Raw genomic sequence first — 17,967 nt, forward strand, 5'->3', positions numbered from 1 at the left:
CGACCACCACCCCTCATCGGGGCGCTTCGCGCCACAGTATCCATCCAGTGTCAGTCCCGAGGCATAGACTTCGACGCTGTCCCCCAGACTGTCCGCAGCCTGTCGGACCCCCTTAGTCGTACGTTTTCCTTGGAGGCCGAAACCGTGTCGAAGCCGCCGTTCACGCACCTGCACGTCCACACCCAGTACTCGCTGCTGGACGGTGCCGCGCGGCTCAAGGACATGTTCAACGCGTGCAACGAGATGGGCATGACGCACATCGCCATGTCCGACCACGGCAACCTCCACGGGGCGTACGACTTCTTCCATTCCGCGAAGAAGGCCGGAATCACCCCGATCATCGGCATCGAGGCGTATGTCGCGCCCGAGTCCCGACGCAACAAGCGCAAGATCCAGTGGGGCCAGCCGCACCAGAAGCGGGACGACGTCTCCGGTTCCGGCGGTTACACCCACAAGACGATGTGGGCCGTGAACAAGACCGGCCTGCACAACCTCTTCCGGCTGTCCTCGGACGCGTACGCCGAGGGCTGGCTCCAGAAGTGGCCCCGGATGGACAAGGAGACCATCGCCCAGTGGTCCGAGGGCATCGTCGCCTCCACCGGCTGCCCGTCCGGCGAGCTCCAGACCAGGCTGCGCCTCGGTCAGTTCGACGAGGCCCTCAAGGCGGCCGCCGACTACCAGGACATCTTCGGCAAGGACCGCTACTTCCTGGAGCTGATGGACCACGGCATCGACATCGAGCACCGGGTCCGCGACGGACTGCTGGAGATCGGCAAGAAGCTCGGCATCCCCCCGCTGGTCACCAACGACTCGCACTACACGTACGCGCACGAGGCGGGCGCCCACGACGCGCTGCTGTGCATCCAGACCGGCAAGAACCTCTCCGACCCCGACCGCTTCAAGTTCGACGGCACCGGCTACTACCTGAAGTCCACGGACGAGATGTACGCCATCGACTCCTCGGACGCCTGGCAGGAGGGCTGCGCCAACACGCTCCTGGTCGCCGAGATGGTCGACACCGCGGGCATGTTCGAGAAGCGCGACCTGATGCCCAAGTTCGACATCCCGGAGGGCTACACCGAGGTCACCTGGTTCCAGGAGGAGGTCCGCCGCGGCATGGAGCGCCGCTTCCCGGGCGGCGTCCCCGAGGACCGCAGGAAGCAGGCCGAGTACGAGATGGACGTCATCATCTCGATGGGCTTCCCCGGCTACTTCCTCGTGGTCGCCGACTTCATCATGTGGGCCAAGAAGCAGGGCATCGCGGTCGGCCCCGGCCGAGGCTCCGCGGCAGGCTCGATCGTCGCCTACGCCATGGGCATCACCGACCTCGACCCGATCCCGCACGGCCTGATCTTCGAGCGCTTCCTCAACCCCGAGCGCATCTCGATGCCCGACGTCGACATCGACTTCGACGAGCGTCGGCGCGTCGAGGTGATCAGGTACGTGACGGAGAAATACGGCGCCGACAAGGTCGCCATGATCGGCACGTACGGCACCATCAAGGCCAAGAACGCGATCAAGGACTCCGCGCGCGTCCTCGGCTACCCGTACGCGATGGGCGACCGGCTCACCAAGGCCATGCCGCCGGACGTCCTCGGCAAGGGCATCCCGCTCTCCGGCATCACCGACTCCAGCCACCCGCGCTACTCGGAGGCGGGCGAGATCCGGGCGATGTACGAGAACGAGCCGGACGTGAAGAAGGTCATCGACACCGCGCGCGGCGTGGAGGGCCTGGTCCGGCAGATGGGTGTGCACGCGGCCGGCGTGATCATGTCCAGCGAGACCATCACCGACCACGTCCCGGTGTGGGTGAGGCACACCGACGGCGTGACCATCACGCAGTGGGACTACCCGAGCTGTGAGTCGCTCGGCCTGCTGAAGATGGACTTCCTGGGCCTGCGCAACCTGACGATCATGGACGACGCCGTGAAGATGGTGAAGTCCAACAAGGGGATCGACATCGATCTCCTCAGCCTCCCGCTGGACGACCCCACGACCTTCGAACTGCTCCAGCGCGGCGACACCCTCGGCGTCTTCCAGTTCGACGGCGGCCCCATGCGCTCGCTGCTGCGCCTGATGAAGCCGGACAACTTCGAAGACATCTCCGCCGTGTCGGCCCTGTACCGCCCGGGCCCGATGGGCATGAACTCCCACACCAACTACGCCCTGCGCAAGAACGGCCAGCAGGAGATCACCCCGATCCACCCGGAGCTGGAGGAGCCGCTCAGGGAAGTCCTGGACGTCACCTACGGCCTGATCGTCTACCAGGAGCAGGTGCAGAAGGCCGCGCAGATCATCGCCGGGTACTCGCTCGGCGAGGCCGACGTCCTGCGCCGCGTGATGGGCAAGAAGAAGCCCGAGGAGTTGGAGAAGAACTTCGTCATCTTCCAGGGCGGCGCCCGCAAGAAGGGCTTCAGCGACGAGGCCATCCAGGCGCTGTGGGACGTGCTGGTCCCGTTCGCCGGCTACGCGTTCAACAAGGCGCACTCGGCGGCGTACGGACTGGTCTCGTACTGGACCGCGTACCTGAAGGCGAACCACCCGGCCGAGTACATGGCCGCGCTGCTCACCTCGGTCAAGGACGACAAGGACAAGTCGGCGGTCTACCTCAACGAGTGCCGCCGCATGGGCATCCGGGTGCTGCCGCCGAACGTCAACGAGTCCGAGTCGAACTTCGCCGCGCAGGGCGACGAAGTGATCCTGTTCGGCCTGTCCGCCGTGCGCAACGTCGGTACGAACGTGGTCGAGTCGATCATCAGGTGCCGCAAGGCGAAGGGGAAGTACGCCTCCTTCCCCGACTACCTCGACAAGGTCGACGCGGTCGTCTGCAACAAGCGCACCACGGAGTCGCTGATCAAGGCGGGCGCGTTCGACACCATGGGCCACACCCGCAAGGGCCTGACGGCGCAGTACGAGCCGATGATCGACAACGTGGTCGCGGTCAAACGCAAGGAGGCGGAAGGGCAGTTCGACCTCTTCGGCGGCATGGGCGAGGAGGCGAGCAGCGAGCCGGGCTTCGGCCTGGACGTGGAGTTCTCGACCGACGAGTGGGACAAGACCTATCTGCTCGCCCAGGAGCGGGAGATGCTCGGTCTGTACGTCTCCGACCACCCGCTCTTCGGCCTGGAGCACGTGCTGTCCGACAAGGCCGACGCGGGCATCGCCCAGCTCACCGGCGGGGACTTCGGCGACGGCGCGGTCGTCACCATCGGCGGCATCATCTCGGGTCTGCAGCGCAAGATGACCAAGCAGGGCAACGCCTGGGCGATCGCCACGGTGGAGGACCTCGCCGGTTCCATCGAGTGCATGTTCTTCCCGGCGACGTACCAGTTGGTGTCGACCCAACTCGTCGAGGACGCCGTGGTGTTCGTCAAGGGCCGCCTGGACAAGCGGGAGGACGTGCCGCGGCTGGTCGCGATGGAGCTGATGGTTCCCGACCTGTCCAACGCGGGCACCAACGCGCCCGTGGTGCTCACCATCCCGGCGGTGAAGGTCACTCCGCCCATGATCAGCCGGCTCGGTGAGATCCTCACCCACCACAAGGGCGACAGCGAGGTGCGGATCAAGCTCCAGGGTCCGACGAAGACGACCGTCCTGCGGCTGGACCGGCACCGGGTGAAGCCGGACCCGGCCTTGTTCGGTGACCTGAAGGTGCTGCTCGGACCGTCCTGCCTGGCGGGCTGAGCTCGGCTTCCTGATGTGCGCAAGGGGCGCATCCGTTGCCGGATGCGCCCCTCGTCATGTGCCTGGGCCGCAACGGCCCTTGTGGTGATGTCAGTTGTGGCCGAAGCGCTTCTGCCGGCCCTTGCGGGCCACGTCTATGGGCGAAGGCTGCGCGGCGTGCTGCTCCGACATCGGCTCCGCCGACGACTGCTCCGGCTGCTGCTGCGCGCGGCTGGTCTGCTGCTGCTTACGGTCACGGTTCTTGTTCTTGGCCATGGTGATCTGCCTCCTGTGGGGGATCTAGGGGCCAGGGCCGGGACCAGATTCACATAGGCTGACAACGGATGCATGTCGGACAATTACCGTCCGTGACAGGGCTTGTCGGAGTGCGAAGGGCGCGCGAATCCCACAAACGCCACGCCGAAGATCGAGTTCCGGCCGTTAACCCCCGCGCGGTCGGGCAGACTCGAAGGAAGCCCGAAGCAAACCTCCCGGGAAGAGGGTGAGTCGCGTGGACCGCTGCGTCGTCCTGGTGGACGCCGGGTATCTGCTGGGGGCCGCCGCCAGTCTCCTCGCCGGGGAGCCTTCGCGGTCCCGCATCACCGTGGACCACACCGCCCTGATCCAGGGGCTGCGTGAACGCGCCGAGTCCGACACGGAACGGCCGCTGCTGCGCATCTACTGGTTCGACGGCGCCCCCGACCGTGTCCCGCAGCCCGAGCACCGCAGGCTGCGTGTGATGCCCCGGGTCACGGTCCGGCTCGGCGCGCTCACCCGCAGCGACGGCCGCTGGAACCAGAAGGGCGTCGACGCCGCGATGCACGCCGAGCTCACCGAGCTGGCCCGCAACCGCGCCTGCTCCGACATCGTCCTGGTGACCGGTGACGGCGATCTGCTGCCGGGCATGATGGCCGCCAAGGAGCACGGGGTCGCCGTACACCTGTGGGCGGTGCAGGCCGCCGACGGGGACTACAACCAGTCCGAGGACCTGGTCGCCGAGGCCGACGAGCGGCGCGTGCTCGACCGGACGTGGATCACCAAGGCCGTACGCGCCAAGGAGCTGGGCGGGATCTGCGCGCCGCCGCCCGCGCCGCGCCCGGAGATCGCCGCGATCCTGTCCGCGCCGCTGCCCGACTCCACGCTCGCCCCCGCCGCCGAGCGGGCCGCCGAGCAGCCGCCGCGGGCAGCGCCCGTCGCCGCGCAGAACGGCGCCGAGGAGCGGGTGCCGGCGCCGAAGGGCGTGCCGACGCCCAAGGACCTCGCCGCGCTCCGGGCGCACGGCCCACAGGCCACGCAGCCCACCACCGCGACCCTGCGCTGGTCCTCCGACAAGGGCTGGGTGGACCGGCCCGGCGTCGCCGCGGAGCCGCCCGAGGTCGCCTCGATGCCGACGCTGGCGCAGCTCACCACGGCGGAGCAGCGGTGGGCCGACCGGGAGGAGGACATCACGACCGTCGGCGGAGACCCGTACGAGGTCGGACAGGTGTTCGCGCGGCGGTGGATGTCGCGGCTCGGTGACCAGAGCCACCTGCAGAAGCTGTCCGGGATGTACCCCCGCGTCCCGCACCGGATCGACGGGGAGCTGCTGCGGTACGCCGCCCGCTTCGGGCTGCTCGCCCACAAGGACGACCAGATCGACGAGCACGACCGGTACGCGATCCGGGCCGGGTTCTGGCGGGAGATCGACGTGCGGACGGCGGCCGAACCGGCTCCTGCCGGGGAGCAGTGAGGCTGCGCGCGCGGCGCGTTTCCCCGACCCGATGCTCCTCGGACACGGCCCCAAGGGCGAGCCGGGGTGGCCGACCCCGTAGTCTCGTCCCTTGTGAGTACGCGCGCGGCACAGGCCATCCATGACAGTGGCGAGGTCGTGTGTGCGGTGCGCGGGCTGACCAAGACCTATCCGGCGGTACGGGCCCGGCGCGGGGCGCCCGGCACACCCGAGGTCCGGGCCACCGACGACGTACGGCTGGATGTGCGCCGGGGTGAGATCTTCGGGCTGCTCGGGCCGAACGGGGCCGGCAAGTCCACCCTCGTGAGGCAGCTGACCGGGCTGATGCGGCCCGACAGCGGGAGCGTCGAGATCCTCGGCCACGACATCGTGCGCCACCCGGAGCGGGCCTCGCGGATCCTCGCCTACCTCGGGCAGGAGTCCACCGCCCTCGACGAACTGACGGTGGCCCTCGCCGCCGAGACCACCGGGCGGCTGCGCGGCCTGGACGCGCGGCACGCGCGGGACGAGCGGGACGCCGTACTGGAGGAGCTGGGGCTCGGCGAGATCGCCGGGCGGCCGCTGAAGAAGCTGTCCGGTGGGCAGCGGCGGCTGGCCTGCGTCGCCGCCGCGCTGGTGGGGGAGCGGCCGCTGCTCGTGCTGGACGAGCCGACCGCCGCGATGGACCCCGTGGCGCGGCGGGCCGTGTGGGCCGCCGTGGACCGGCGGCGCTCCGAGCGCGGCACGACCGTCGTGCTGGTCACCCACAACGTCATCGAGGCCGAGACCGTGCTCGACCGGGTCGCCGTCCTGGACCAGGGGCGCGTGATCGCCTGCGACACGCCCTCCGGGCTGAAGGAGCAGGTCGCCGGTGAGGTGCGGGTCGACCTGGTGTGGCGGGAGCGGGCGCCGCTGGACGTGCCCGAGGTGGCCGCGCTGCGGGACCGGGTCGTGGAGTCCGGGCGGCGCTGGACGCTGCGGCTGGCGCCGGAGGAGGCCCGCGCGGTCGTCTCCACGGTCACCGGCGGGGCCGCGTTCGCCGCGCTGGACGACTTCACGCTGACCACTCCGAGCCTGGAGGACGTGTACATGGCGCTGGGCGGGGCGGCGCGGCAGGGGCTGGTCAGGGCGTGAGCTTGAGTCGTCCAGCCGTGACATCCGTACGGAACGGGGGAGCGCCGGAGTGAAACCGGGGAAGGGGAACAGCGCGACGTGAGTGTCGTACCCGCAGAAGTGCTGCCGGGCAGTGTCCTGGCCGCCGACGGAGCGGCCCGGGACGCGGCCGAGCTCGCGCCGCCCGCGCGGCTGTGGCCGTCGCTGGCGGCGGTGTACCGGGCGCAGCTGTCCCGGGCGCGGGTGGCGCGGATTCCGCTGCTGTTCGTGGCGACCTTCCAGTCCGTCGGCATCATGATCATGATGCGGGGCGTGGTGGACGGCGGGGGCGAGGCGCAGTCCGTGGTCGCCGGGTCGTCGGTCGTGGTCGTCGCGTTCGTGGCGCTGAACCTGCTCGCCCAGTACTTCGGCCAGCTGAGGGCCAGCGGCGGGCTCGACCACTACGCCACGCTGCCGGTGCCGCCGGCCGCGGTGGTGCTGGGCGCCGCCGGGGCGTACGCGTCCTTCACCGTGCCGGGGACGCTGGTGACCGCCGTCTTCGGGTGCGTGCTGTTCGGGTTGCCGCTGGCCAACCTGTGGATCCTGCTGGCGGTGATTCCGCTCGCCGGGGCCGCGCTGGCCGGGCTCGGGGCGGCCTGCGGGCTGCTCGCGCCGCGGCCGGAGCTGGCCACGCTGCTGGGGCAGCTGGGGATGTCCGCGGCGCTGCTGCTGGGGGTGCTGCCGCCGGAGCGGATGCCGGAGATCGTGCGGCTGGCCCGGGATCTGCTGCCGTCGACGTACGGGGTGGAGGCGTTCGCGCGGACCTTCTCGGCGCAGCCCGACTGGGCGCGGGTGTTCGGGGACCTCGCCGTGTGCGCCGGGGTCGGGGTGATCTCGCTGGCCGTCGCCACCTGGGCGTACCGTCGGGCCGCCGTCCGGTGACGCGTCCCACGGACGGGCCTGGCACGATGTCAGGGTGACAGCACCGTTGACGCCGCCTCCGCCGCCGCATGAACAGTCCTCGCACAGGGCGTGGCCCCCGGCCGGGGCCGGGGCGGGGCCCGGGACGGGCGCGCATCATCACGCCGTGGATGGGCCAGGGATGAGGACCGAGGTGCGGGAGGCCGCCGTGATCGCGGTGGCTCTGGCGCTGGGTGGGGCGCTGCTCGGGGTGCTGTGGAACTGGCTGGCGCCGAGTGTGCCGCTGGTCGGTGACGTGATGGACGGTGTGTGGGTCGTCTACTCCGCGGACACCGAGGGGGAGCAGTCGGTCGGGGTCGACGGAACGTTCACCCTGCTTGCGCTGGCGTTCGGTGTGGTGAGCGCGGTGCTGGTGTTTCTGGCGCGACGGCGTGGGGGTGTGCCCCTCGTGGTCGCGCTGGGGGTCGGGGGGCTGCTGGGGTCGTTGCTCGCCTGGCGGGTGGGGGTGTGGCTCGGGCCCGCGCAGGATGTGCTGGCGCACGCGAAGGATGTGGGGAAGGGGGTGACGTTCTCGGCGCCGATGAAGTTGGCGGCGAAGGGGGCGTTGCTGGCCTGGTCGTTCTCGGGGTGCTGGTGCATCTGGGGCTTACGGCGTTGTTCGGGCCTCGGGATCCGGAGCCGGTGGGGTACGGGCCGCACGGAGAGGTTCGGTAGCTGTCTGAGGCGTCCGGCGTCCGTGCGGGGGGGCGTTGCGCAGCCCGGCGCGACGGGTGCCGCTGCGCCCACCCGTGCCGCCCCAGCGGCACGACTGCCCGCAGCTGCGCTCGCTGCGGAGCAGCCGCGGGCAGCTGATCAGCCCGGTGACTACCACGGACCAGCCGGATGACTACCGCGGACCAGCCGGATGATTACGGTCGGCCCAGCTGACTACGGCCGACCCAGCCGACTACGACGGGCGTCGGCCATGGTTCGCTCGGCGTTTTCGTATGCGCCATTTGCGTTTCCGGGTTTTCTTCGACATGCCCTTTCTCATTAACCGAGAAAGGGCACGCCGTCGAGAGGTCACGCGCGGCCGATGGGGGCCAGGGTCGCCTCGGTCAGCTTGGTCAGGTCGTCGGGGGACAGCTCCACCTCCAGGCCACGGCGGCCCGCCGAGACGCAGATCGTGGCGTGCGCGGAGGCCGAGGCGTCCAGGACCGTGGGGAGTCGCTTGCGCTGGCCCAGGGGCGAGATGCCGCCCCGGACGTAGCCCGTGGTGCGTTCGGCGAGGGCCGGGTCCGCCATCGTCGCCTTCTTGCCGCCCACCGCCGACGCCAGGGCCTTCAGGTCGAGCGTGCCCGCCACCGGGACCACCGCCACCGTCAGGGTGCCGTCGACGTCCGCGACCAGGGTCTTGAAGACGCGCTCCGGTGAGACGCCCATCGCCTCCGCCGCCTCCTCGCCGTAGGAGGGGTGGGACGGGTCGTGGTCGTAGGAGTGGACCGTGAAGTCCACGCCCGCCGCCGTCAGCGCCACCGTCGCGGGCGTGCCGCCGGACTGCTGGTTCTTCTTCGGCTTCTTTGCCATCCGGGCTGTTCCCCAGCTCAGTTCATCGGGTCAGTTCAGGCTCGTCGGCGCGCGCGTCAGATCCGACGCCGGCAGTGACGGCAGCGTACGGATGATGGCCGTCTCGGAGCGAAGGAGTTTCAGCTCGTCGCGCAGGCGGGACGCCGTGTCGGGCGCCTGCAGCAGGCGCTGCTTCGTCGGGATGTCCAGCATCATCGCGGCGGCCACCAGATACGACACCACCGACGGCTCGTCCGGCAGGTCCCCGCCCGTCGACAGCGACCGCTCCCGCGCTCCCGCCAGCCGCTTCTGGTACTGCCGGAACGCCCGCAGCACCCCCTCGGCCAGCGCCCCCGCCTCGTCGCCCGGCTCCTCCGCCAACTCCTCCAGCTCGGCCGTGAGGAACGGCCCCGACGTGTCCACCGACAGCAGCCGCACCCGGGTCGTCCCGGTCGCCAGCACCTCGAACGTGCCGTCGGCCCGCTCCCGGATCGTCGCCGCGTCGGCCACACAGCCCACACCGTGGAACGCCTTGGCCGGGTCGGCGCCGAACCCGGCCGCCGCCCCCCGCTCGGGCACCGCCGTCGGGTCGGGCATACCGGGCGCGCTCGGCGCGACCTCGTGGCCGTCGCGGATCGCCACGACGGCGAAGCGGCGCGGTTCGTCCTCGGGGGTCTTCAGGAGCGTGCGCATCATGGCGCGGTAGCGCTCCTCGAAGATGTTCAACGGGAGCACGAGCCCCGGGAACAGCACCGTGTTCAGGGGGAAGAGCGGCAGCCGGACGGTGGTCACGACGCAAGAGCCTAATGGTCGCCGGACCCTGCCCGTCCGCCCCGCCCCTCCCCGGAGCCCCACTCAGTTGCGCCGCAGCAGCCGTGTCGCCCCCGCCGCGACCGTCGTGGCGAGGATCCAGCCGAGCAGGACCAGCGCGGCGGCGAGCCACTGCCAGCCGCCGTCCAGATGCCAGACACCCACCTGGCCAAGATCGATCACCGGCAGCAGCAGATCGAGGGCGAACAGCGCCGGGTTCCACGGCGGCGCACCGGCGCTGCCCCCCGTCCGGGGCCGCCCGGCGCAGGCGAAGGCCAGCGAGCCGGCCGCCCACAGCACCGCCATCCACACCGCGGCCCGCCCCGGCCGGTACCCGTAGGCCACCGTCAGGTCCTGCGCGTACCCCCAGAACTTCCCGGCCGGCGGCAGGGTCTCCCGGCGGCGGCGCTGCTTGGCGAGCAGCACCTCGCGCGCGTCCTCGTCCTCCCCGCCCGCCCGCAGCACGGCGGCGAGCCGCTCGTACGGCTCCGGGTGGTACTCGGCGGTCGCCGCGGCCACCCACTCCAGCCGCTCCGCCAGCGGGAACGGCCCCTGCGGCACCAGGTTCTCGTAGGCGAAGCCCGGCATGTGCAGATTGCCGGGGCCGGGCCAGCTGCTCGCCCGGTCGACCAGGTTGACGATCCGCGCGCCGGACAGCACCACCTTGCCGCGCTGCGGCCGCTCCCCGAGGAAGCGCAGCTCGGGCACCTGCACCCGGCGCAGCGACAGCTCCTGGTCGTCGGTGAGGGTGAACCGGGCGCGCTCCAGGTCGACGGCGTCCCCGAACCGGCCGTCGTCCAGCCGCACCCCGCCCTGGCACTCGAACTGCTGGATCCGCGTCCCGCGCGCGGGGGTGCGCCCGGCGAGCTGCGGGCCGCCGACGCCCGCCGGGGTCAGGTACAGCGTGCGCTCGACGGTCAGCTGCGGGGCGTTCAGCGCGAGCCGGGTGTACGGGTTGCGCAGCCGGGCGCCGCGCAGGCTCAGCGAGACGCCCACGTTCGCGCTGCGCAGGCTCAGCTCGCCGTGCGACTCCAGCATCTCCGCCTGGAGGTCCTGGCCGACGGTCATGCCGTCCCCGGCGATCGAGCGGCCGGTGTGGTCCCGGTACACGACGGCCTGGTTGAGCAGCAGGTCCGTACCGATGTGGGCGTCGGTCAACCGGATGCCGTTGTGGAAGCGGCAGCGCGGCAGATGCAGATCGCCCTCGATGTGCACCCGGGCCGCCTCCAGCCGCGGCACCGAGCAGTTCACCAGCCGCACCGTCCTGAACTGGGCCTCCGGCATCAGGACCTCCTGCTCGAAGCGGCAGCCGCGCAGCTCGACGTACGGCACCACCGCGCCGCCCGCGAGGTCCAGGCTGCCGCTGACCTGCACGCCGGTCAGCTTCAGCGCGGACACCCGGCCCGCGAGCGCGGGCGGGCCGTCCAGGAGCAGCCAGCACACGATGCGCGCCCGCACGGTCCGCTCGGGCCCCCACGGATGCCCGCCGTGCGGATCGTCGACGAGCGTGTCCCCGCTGCTCAGGTCGTACTCGCTGCCGTTGCGGAAGGCCTGCCACATGCCGGCCTCGGCGGCGGTCAGATCGTCCGGCAGGTCCCCGTCCCGGATGCCGGCCCCGTCGGTCACGGTGTGCTCTCCCCTCCCCGGCTGCTCAGCGGTTTCGTACTGCCGTTCATGCCCGCTGAGTGACGCCCCGAACGCTCAACGTGCAGCTGATCTTCAGGGTGCCGGTGCGGGGCGTGAGCGGGGTCTCGTATCAGCCACTGATACGCGCGAACGGCGCCCCGTCCGGGTCTGCGAGAATTGGGTGCGTGATCTCCCGAATCGATCTGCGCGGCGACGCCCTCCCGGAGGGCCCCGCCCTGCGCGACCTGCTGCCCCGAGCCGAGTTCGACGTTCAGGCTGCCCTCGAGAAGGTGCGCCCGATCTGCGAAGCCGTGCATCATCGGGGCGACGCGGCGCTGATCGACTTCGCCGAGAAGTTCGACGGCGTCAAGCTCGACCAGGTGCGGGTGCCGCCCGCTGCGCTCACCCGCGCGCTTCAGGAGCTCGACCCGGCCGTGCGCGCCGCCCTGGAGGAGTCCATCCGGCGTGCCCGGCTCGTCCACCGCGAGCAGCGCCGTACGACACACACGACCCAGGTCGTGCCCGGCGGTTCGGTCACCGAGAAGTGGGTGCCGGTCGAGCGCGTCGGCCTGTACGCGCCGGGCGGCCGCTCGGTCTACCCGTCGTCCGTGGTCATGAACGTCGTGCCCGCGCAGGAGGCCGGCGTCGAGTCGATCGCGCTCGCCTCTCCGGCGCAGGCCGAGTTCAACGGGCTGCCGCACCCGACGATCCTTGCCGCGTGCGCCCTGCTCGGCGTCGACGAGGTTTACGCCGCCGGCGGCGCGACGGCCGTGGCGATGTTCGCGTACGGCACCGAGTCCTGCCCGCCCGCCAACATGGTCACCGGCCCCGGCAACATCTGGGTCGCCGCCGCCAAGCGCTACTTCACCGGCAAGATCGGCATCGACGCCGAGGCCGGCCCGACCGAGATCGCGATCCTCGCCGACTCCACCGCCGACCCGGTGCACGTCGCCTCCGACCTGATCAGCCAGGCCGAGCACGACCCGCTGGCGGCGGCCGTGCTCGTCACCGACTCTCCCGAGCTGGCGGACGCGGTGGAGAAGGAGCTGGAGCCGCAGGTCGCGGCGACCAAGCACATCGACGACCGGATCGTCCCGGCGCTCAAGGGCAAGCAGTCCGCGATCGTGCTGGTCGACGGCGTCGACGAGGGCCTGCGGGTGGTCGACGCGTACGGCGCCGAGCACCTGGAGATCCAGACGGCCCAGGCGGCTCAGGTCGCCGACCGGGTGCGCAACGCGGGCGCCATCTTCATCGGCCCCTGGGCGCCGGTCTCGCTGGGCGACTACGCGGCCGGGTCCAACCACGTCCTGCCCACCGGCGGCTGCGCCTGCCACTCCTCGGGCCTGTCCGTGCAGTCCTTCCTGCGCGGAATCCACATCGTCGACTACACGAAGGACGCGCTGGCCGAGGTCGCGCATCACGTCGTGACGCTGGCGGAGGCGGAGGACCTCCCGGCGCACGGCGCGGCGATCAAGGCACGGTTCGGTTGGAAGGTTCCTGAAGGCAAGTGACTGGCATCGACGATCTCCCCGTACGGGACGAGCTGCGCGGCAAGTCCCCCTACGGCGCGCCCCAGTTGGACGTGCCCGTACGGCTGAACACCAACGAGAACCCGTACCCGCTGCCCGAGCCGCTGGTCGAACGGATCGCCGAGCGGGTGCGTGAGGCGGCCCGGAACCTCAACCGCTACCCGGACCGCGACGCGGTCGAGCTGCGCACCAAGCTCGCCGAGTACCTGACGAAGACCTCCGGCCACGAGGTCGGCCTCGCCAACGTCTGGGCGGCCAACGGCTCCAACGAGGTCATCCAGCAGCTGCTCCAGACGTTCGGCGGACCGGGCCGTACGGCCATCGGCTTCGAGCCGTCGTACTCGATGCACGGCCTCATCGCGCGCGGGACGGGCACCGGCTGGATCTCCGGTCCCCGGCGTGCGGACTTCACCATCGACCTCACCGCCGCCGAGCAGGCGATCGCCGAGCACCGGCCCGACGTCGTCTTCATCACCACCCCCAACAACCCCACCGGCAACGCGGTCTCCCGCGAGACGGTGGTGGCCCTGTACGAGGCCGCGCAGGCGGCGAAGCCGTCGATGGTCGTGGTCGACGAGGCGTACATCGAGTTCAGCCACGGCGACTCGCTGCTGCCGCTGCTGGCGGGCCGTCCGCATCTGGTGATCTCCCGGACCATGTCCAAGGCCTTCGGCGCGGCCGGCCTGCGCCTCGGCTATCTCGCCGCGGACCCGGCCGTCGTCGACGCCGTGCAGCTCGTACGGCTGCCGTACCACCTGTCGGCCGTCACCCAGGCGACCGCCCTGGCCGCCCTGGAGCACACCGACACGCTGCTCGGGTACGTCGAGCAGCTGAAGGCCGAGCGGGACCGGCTGGTCGCCGAACTGCGCGCGATCGGCTACGCGGTCACGGAGTCCGACGCGAACTTCGTGCAGTTCGGGCGGTTCCCGGACGCCCACGAGGCCTGGCGGAAGATCCTCGACCGGGGCGTCCTGGTCCGGGACAACGGCGTACCGGGGTGGCTGCGGGTCACCGCCGGGACGCCGGCTGAAAACGACGCGTTCCTGGACGCGGTCCGTGAGTTGAAGAAGGAGCAGAGCGCATGAGCCGCGTAGGACGCGTGGAACGGGTCACGAAGGAGACGTCGGTCCTCGTCGAGATCGACCTCGACGGCACCGGCAAGGTCGATGTGTCGACAGGGGTCGGTTTCTACGACCACATGCTCGACCAGCTCGGCCGGCACGGTCTGTTCGACCTGACCGTGAAGACCGAGGGTGATCTGCACATCGACTCGCACCACACCATCGAGGACACCGCCCTCGCGCTCGGCGCGGCCTTCAAGCAGGCGCTGGGCGACAAGGTGGGGATTTATCGATTCGGCAACTGCACGGTCCCGCTGGACGAGTCCCTGGCCCAGGTGACGGTGGATCTGAGCGGCCGTCCGTACCTCGTGCACACCGAGCCCGAGAAGATGGCGCCGATGATCGGCGAGTACGACACGACGATGACCCGGCACATCCTGGAGTCGTTCGTCGCCCAGGCGCAGATCGCGCTGCACGTGCACGTGCCGTACGGGCGCAACGCCCACCACATCGTGGAGTGCCAGTTCAAGGCGCTGGCGCGGGCGCTGCGGTACGCCTCCGAGCGCGACCCGCGCGCGGCCGGCATCCTCCCGTCGACGAAGGGCGCGCTGTGAACGGCACCTCGACCCTGCTGATCGTCGTCGGCCTCTTCCTGGTCGGCGGGATCATCTCCTTCGTCAAGCAGAAAATGCCGAAGGGCCTGATCGTGCTGCTCTCCATCGGCGCCGCGATGTGTCTGGTCGCGGGCGTGCTACGGCTGGAGGTGTGGAATTGAGCAACTCGAAGAGCGTCGTGGTCTTCGACTACGGCTTCGGCAATGTGAGGTCGGCCGAACGCGCCCTCGCGCGCGTGGGTGCCGACGTCGAGATAACGCGCGACTTCGACAAGGCCATGAACGCGGACGGCCTGCTGGTGCCCGGCGTGGGCGCCTTCGCCGCCTGCATGACGGGTCTGAAGGAGGCGCGCGGCGACTGGATCGTCGACCGGCGGCTGGCCGGCGGGCGCCCCGTGATGGGCATCTGCGTCGGCATGCAGATCCTCTTCGCCCGGGGCATCGAGCACGGCGTCGAGACCGAGGGCCTCGACGAGTGGCCCGGCGCGGTCGAGCCGCTGCAGGCCGACATCGTGCCCCACATGGGCTGGAACACCGTGGACGCGCCGCCCGACTCGGAGCTGTTCGCCGGCCTGGACGCGGACGCGCGCTTCTACTTCGTGCACTCCTACGCCGTCCACGACTGGAACCTTCAGACGCTCAACCCGGCGATGACCGCCCCCAAGGTGACCTGGTCGACGCACGGCAAGCCCTTCGTGGCCGCCGTGGAGAACGGCGCCCTGTGGGCCACGCAGTTCCACCCCGAGAAGTCCGGCGACGCCGGCGCGCAGCTGCTCACCAACTGGATCGGAACCCTGTAGAGACATGGCCAAGCTCGAACTCCTCCCCGCCGTCGACGTCCGTGACGGCCAGGCGGTCCGCCTCGTGCACGGCGAGTCCGGCACGGAGACCTCCTACGGCTCCCCCCTGGAGGCCGCCCTCGCCTGGCAGCGGGCGGGCGCCGAGTGGCTGCACCTGGTCGACCTGGACGCCGCCTTCGGCACCGGCGACAACCGCGCGCTGATCGCCGAGGTGACCGAGGCGATGGACATCAAGGTGGAGCTGTCCGGCGGTATCCGCGACGACGACACCCTCGCCGCCGCCCTCGCCACCGGCTGCACCCGCGTCAACCTCGGCACGGCCGCCCTGGAGACCCCCGAGTGGGTCGCCAGGGTCATCGCCGAGCACGGCGACAAGATCGCGGTCGGTCTCGACGTACGCGGCACGACCCTGCGCGGCCGTGGCTGGACCCGCGACGGCGGCGACCTCTACGAGACGCTGGAGCGCCTCAACAAGGAGGGCTGCGCGCGCTACGTCGTGACCGACATCGCCAAGGACGGCACGCTGCAGGGCCCGAACCTTCAGCTGCTGAAGAACGTCTGCGCGGCGACGGACCGCCCGGTCGTGGCCTCCGGCGGCGTGTCCTCGCTGGCCGACCTGCGGGCCATCGCCGAGCTCGTGCCGCTCGGTGTCGAGGGCGCGATCGTCGGGAAGGCCCTGTACGCGAAGGCGTTCACCCTGGAAGAGGCCTTGGAGGCAGTGTCGTCATGACGTCCGATGCCGTACGGCGGGTGCAGAGCGGAAGTCCCTGGGAGGAGTCCTTCGGTTCGGCAGGCGCCGTCGCGGCGGGCGACCGCGTCCTGGTGGCGGGCACGACGTCCTTCAAGGGCACGGTGCTGTACGGGGAGGGCGACCCGTACGAGCAGGCCAAGGTGGCCTTCACCAGCGCGATCGAGGCGATCGGCGAGTTCGGGCTCGGTGTCGGGTCCGTGATCAGGACCCGGATGTATCTCGCTCATCTGCGGGACGTCGACGAGGTGGGGCGGGCCCACAAGGAGCTGTTCGACTCCGTGCGGCCCGTGACGACCCTGCTGGTCGTGGAGGGCTTCGTCGACCCGAGGATCCTGGTCTCAGTGGAAGTGGAAGCATTCAGAGGAGCCGTGAACTCATGACCCTGGCGGTCCGAGTCATCCCCTGCCTGGACGTCGACAACGGCCGGGTCGTCAAGGGTGTCAATTTCCAGAACCTGCGCGACGCGGGCGACCCCGTCGAGATGGCGAAGGTGTACGACGCCGAGGGCGCCGACGAGCTGACGTTCCTGGACATCACCGCGTCCTCCGGCAACCGGGAGACGACGTACGACGTGGTGCGCCGCACCGCCGAGCAGGTGTTCATCCCGCTCACGGTCGGCGGGGGTGTGCGCACCGCCGAGGACGTGGACCGGCTGCTGCGGGCGGGCGCCGACAAGGTGGGCGTCAACACGGCCGCGATCGCGCGTCCGGAGCTGATCCGGGAGATCGCGGAGCGGTTCGGCCGGCAGGTGCTGGTGCTGTCCGTGGACGCCCGCCGGACCCCTTCGGGAAGCTTCGAGGTGACCACGCACGGCGGCCGCAAGGGCACCGGCATCGACGCCGTCGAGTGGGCGCACCGGGCCGCCGAGCTGGGCGCCGGTGAGATCCTGCTCAACTCGATGGACGCGGACGGCACCAAGGACGGCTACGACCTGGAGATGATCTCCGCAGTCCGCAAGCACGTCACCGTGCCGGTGATCGCCTCCGGCGGCGCGGGCAAGCTGGCCGACTTCCCGCCGGCCATCGCGGCCGGCGCGGACGCCGTCCTCGCGGCCTCGGTGTTCCACTTCGGCGATCTGCGCATCGGCGAGGTGAAGGAGACGCTGCGGGCGGCGGGTCACCTCGTACGGTGACGTAGGCCGCCACCGCCTCAGATGCCGAGCTGCTTGGCCTCCTCCAGCCGGGCGATGGCGTCCGCGTCGCCGTCCACGTCCACCTTGGCGGCGCTCTGCCGGCCGTAGACGAACAGCAGCAGCTCCGACGGCTCACCCGTCACCGTGACCACCGGGGTGCCGCGGTGGGCGACCGCCGTCTGGCCGTCGGGGCGGCGCAGCACCAGGCCCGTCGGAACGCCGCGGCCCATCAGGCGGGCGGTGCGCTCCAGCCGGGACCACAGGGCGTCCTGGAAGACCGGGTCGAGCTCGCGGGTCGTCCAGTCGGGCTGGGCGCGGCGGACGTCCTCGGTGTGGACGTAGAACTCGATCGTGTTCGACATCTCGTCGATCTGCTTGAGCTGGAAGGGTGAGAAGCGCGGCGGGCCGGTGCGGATGAGCTGGATCAGCTCCTCGTACGGCTTGTCCGTGTACTCCTCCATCACCTTCTCCAGGCGTGGCGCGAGCTGCTTGATCAGTATGCCGCCGGCGGCGTCCGGGCGGCGTTCGCGCACCACCACGTGCGCGGCCAGGTCACGGGTCAGCCAGCCCTCGCACAGGGTGGAGGCGTTCGGACCGGCGGTCTCCAAGAGGTCGGCGAGCAGAAGCCGTTCACGCTTGGCAAAGGTCGACATGGAGTCAGCCTACGACCGGGTATCCGTACCGCACAGTGGACAGCGCCCCGGGACTGTCGGTGC

At 70.9% G+C, this 17,967-nt stretch carries 17 protein-coding genes and 1 pseudogene; 13 read left to right on the forward strand and 5 right to left on the reverse strand.

What is annotated here, in order from left to right; translation table 11 throughout:
- Nucleotides 1-144 precede the first annotated feature (144 nt).
- The gene (gene dnaE / locus I2W78_RS30460; protein WP_196463453.1) at nt 145-3,684 is read left to right on the forward strand and encodes a DNA polymerase III subunit alpha; all 3,540 of its coding nucleotides are present in this window, start codon (nt 145-147) and stop codon (nt 3,682-3,684) included.
- Between the two features lie 90 nt (nt 3,685-3,774).
- Here dnaE and I2W78_RS30465 read toward each other — a convergent pair whose 3' ends face one another.
- On the reverse strand, nt 3,775-3,939 hold the full coding sequence (locus I2W78_RS30465) for a hypothetical protein (protein WP_167529541.1): 165 nt from the start codon (nt 3,937-3,939) through the stop codon (nt 3,775-3,777).
- A gap of 235 nt (nt 3,940-4,174) precedes the next feature.
- Here I2W78_RS30465 and I2W78_RS30470 point away from each other — a divergent pair, with 235 nt between their 5' ends.
- The 4 genes and pseudogenes from I2W78_RS30470 to I2W78_RS30485 all read left to right on the forward strand — a co-directional run bounded on the left by I2W78_RS30470 (nt 4,175) and on the right by I2W78_RS30485 (nt 8,098).
- Complete coding sequence (locus tag I2W78_RS30470; RefSeq protein WP_196463454.1) at nt 4,175-5,392, forward strand: NYN domain-containing protein; 1,218 nt, start codon at nt 4,175-4,177, stop codon at nt 5,390-5,392.
- 138 nt (nt 5,393-5,530) lie between these two features.
- Nucleotides 5,531-6,505 carry an ABC transporter ATP-binding protein gene (locus tag I2W78_RS30475; protein WP_196464783.1) on the forward strand — a complete coding sequence of 325 codons (975 nt, stop codon included), beginning with the start codon at nt 5,531-5,533 and terminating at the stop codon, nt 6,503-6,505.
- Nucleotides 6,506-6,583: 78 nt separating this feature from the next.
- A complete protein-coding gene (locus I2W78_RS30480) occupies nt 6,584-7,405 on the forward strand; it encodes an ABC transporter permease (protein WP_196463455.1) in 822 nt (273 codons plus the stop codon).
- A 34-nt stretch (nt 7,406-7,439) separates the two neighbouring features.
- A pseudogene (locus I2W78_RS30485) lies at nt 7,440-8,098 on the forward strand (AAA family ATPase).
- Nucleotides 8,099-8,446: 348 nt separating this feature from the next.
- Here I2W78_RS30485 and ybaK read toward each other — a convergent pair.
- The 3 genes from ybaK to I2W78_RS30500 all read right to left on the reverse strand — a co-directional run bounded on the left by ybaK (nt 8,447) and on the right by I2W78_RS30500 (nt 11,365).
- Nucleotides 8,447-8,950, reverse strand: coding sequence for a Cys-tRNA(Pro) deacylase (gene ybaK, locus I2W78_RS30490; protein ID WP_196463456.1), 504 nt, complete (start codon nt 8,948-8,950; stop codon nt 8,447-8,449).
- Between the two features lie 30 nt (nt 8,951-8,980).
- Complete coding sequence (locus I2W78_RS30495) at nt 8,981-9,721, reverse strand: LON peptidase substrate-binding domain-containing protein (RefSeq protein WP_196463457.1); 741 nt, start codon at nt 9,719-9,721, stop codon at nt 8,981-8,983.
- Between the two features lie 63 nt (nt 9,722-9,784).
- On the reverse strand, nt 9,785-11,365 hold the full coding sequence (locus I2W78_RS30500; protein WP_196463458.1) for an oxidoreductase: 1,581 nt from the start codon (nt 11,363-11,365) through the stop codon (nt 9,785-9,787).
- Nucleotides 11,366-11,550: 185 nt separating this feature from the next.
- On the opposite strand from I2W78_RS30500, the gene hisD reads away from it, so the two are divergent.
- From hisD to hisF, 8 genes are read left to right on the forward strand one after another with little or no spacing between them, the layout of a single operon-like run.
- Nucleotides 11,551-12,876, forward strand: coding sequence for a histidinol dehydrogenase (gene hisD / locus I2W78_RS30505; protein ID WP_196463459.1), 1,326 nt, complete (start codon nt 11,551-11,553; stop codon nt 12,874-12,876).
- The gene (locus tag I2W78_RS30510) at nt 12,873-13,979 is read left to right on the forward strand and encodes a histidinol-phosphate transaminase (protein ID WP_196463460.1); all 1,107 of its coding nucleotides are present in this window, start codon (nt 12,873-12,875) and stop codon (nt 13,977-13,979) included. The genes hisD and I2W78_RS30510 overlap by 4 nt, the downstream gene beginning before the upstream one ends.
- Entirely contained in the window at nt 13,976-14,569 is a 594-nt protein-coding gene (hisB, locus tag I2W78_RS30515; protein ID WP_196463461.1) for an imidazoleglycerol-phosphate dehydratase HisB, read from the forward strand. Before I2W78_RS30510 ends, hisB begins: the two co-directional genes overlap by 4 nt.
- Nucleotides 14,566-14,730, forward strand: coding sequence for a hypothetical protein (locus tag I2W78_RS30520; RefSeq protein WP_167529542.1), 165 nt, complete (start codon nt 14,566-14,568; stop codon nt 14,728-14,730). The genes hisB and I2W78_RS30520 overlap by 4 nt, the downstream gene beginning before the upstream one ends.
- Nucleotides 14,727-15,368 carry an imidazole glycerol phosphate synthase subunit HisH gene (gene hisH / locus I2W78_RS30525; protein WP_196463462.1) on the forward strand — a complete coding sequence of 214 codons (642 nt, stop codon included), beginning with the start codon at nt 14,727-14,729 and terminating at the stop codon, nt 15,366-15,368. Before I2W78_RS30520 ends, hisH begins: the two co-directional genes overlap by 4 nt.
- 4 nt (nt 15,369-15,372) lie before the next feature.
- The gene (priA, locus tag I2W78_RS30530) at nt 15,373-16,098 is read left to right on the forward strand and encodes a bifunctional 1-(5-phosphoribosyl)-5-((5-phosphoribosylamino)methylideneamino)imidazole-4-carboxamide isomerase/phosphoribosylanthranilate isomerase PriA (protein ID WP_196463463.1); all 726 of its coding nucleotides are present in this window, start codon (nt 15,373-15,375) and stop codon (nt 16,096-16,098) included.
- On the forward strand, nt 16,095-16,499 hold the full coding sequence (locus I2W78_RS30535; protein WP_196463464.1) for a RidA family protein: 405 nt from the start codon (nt 16,095-16,097) through the stop codon (nt 16,497-16,499). The genes priA and I2W78_RS30535 overlap by 4 nt, the downstream gene beginning before the upstream one ends.
- Nucleotides 16,496-17,251: an imidazole glycerol phosphate synthase subunit HisF gene (gene hisF / locus I2W78_RS30540; protein ID WP_196463465.1), complete on the forward strand. Its 756-nt coding sequence runs from the start codon at nt 16,496-16,498 to the stop codon at nt 17,249-17,251. The genes I2W78_RS30535 and hisF overlap by 4 nt, the downstream gene beginning before the upstream one ends.
- 17 nt (nt 17,252-17,268) lie before the next feature.
- On the opposite strand, the gene I2W78_RS30545 is transcribed toward hisF, so the two are convergent.
- Nucleotides 17,269-17,904 (reverse strand): TIGR03085 family metal-binding protein, encoded by a 636-nt coding sequence (locus tag I2W78_RS30545; protein WP_196463466.1) that lies wholly within the window; start codon nt 17,902-17,904, stop codon nt 17,269-17,271.
- Between the last annotated feature and the right edge of the window lie 63 nt (nt 17,905-17,967).

This window comes from Streptomyces spinoverrucosus, assembly GCF_015712165.1.
In the GTDB taxonomy this organism is placed as follows: domain Bacteria; phylum Actinomycetota; class Actinomycetes; order Streptomycetales; family Streptomycetaceae; genus Streptomyces; species Streptomyces spinoverrucosus_A.